The organism is Caballeronia sp. GAFFF2 (assembly GCF_023631485.1).
Lineage (GTDB): Bacteria > Pseudomonadota > Gammaproteobacteria > Burkholderiales > Burkholderiaceae > Caballeronia.
Genome location: NZ_JALQDA010000099.1, coordinates 1 through 509, shown reverse-complemented (window position 1 = coordinate 509; position 509 = coordinate 1). Strand labels below are relative to the sequence as shown.

1 pseudogene is annotated in these 509 nt (G+C 62.3%); it reads left to right on the top strand.

The window, feature by feature from the left end:
* Positions 1–20: 20 nt before the first annotated feature.
* Positions 21–509, top strand: a pseudogene (locus tag NCT04_RS34285) (electron transfer flavoprotein subunit alpha/FixB family protein); the annotation flags it as partial.

The window sequence follows — 509 nt, the reverse complement described above, 5'->3', positions numbered from 1 at the left end:
AACGAAGCGAAGGTGATCTGATGACGATTCTGGTAATTGCGGAACACGACAACGCGTCCATCAAGGCCGCGACGTTGAACACGGTAGCGGCGGCGGCAAAAATCGGCGGCGATATCCATGTGCTGGTCGCAGGTGCGAACGCGCAGGGCGCGGCCGATGCGGCAGCCAAGATCGCAGGCGTTTCGAAAGTGCTGCTTGCGGATGCGCCTCAACTCGCCGAAGGTCTGGCCGAGAATGTCGAGGGCACGGTGCTGAATATCGCGAAGGACTATTCGCACATCCTCGCGCCCGCGACGGCCTATGGCAAGAACATCGCGCCGCGTATCGCAGCGCATCTGGACGTCGCGCAGATCAGCGACATTACCGCCGTCGACAGCGCCGATACCTTCGAGCGTCCGATCTACGCGGGCAACGCCATCGCGACGGTGCAATCGAGCGATCCGATCAAGGTCATCACGGTGCGTGCAACGGGCTTCGATCCGGTGGCGGCAGAAGGCGGCAGTGCATCG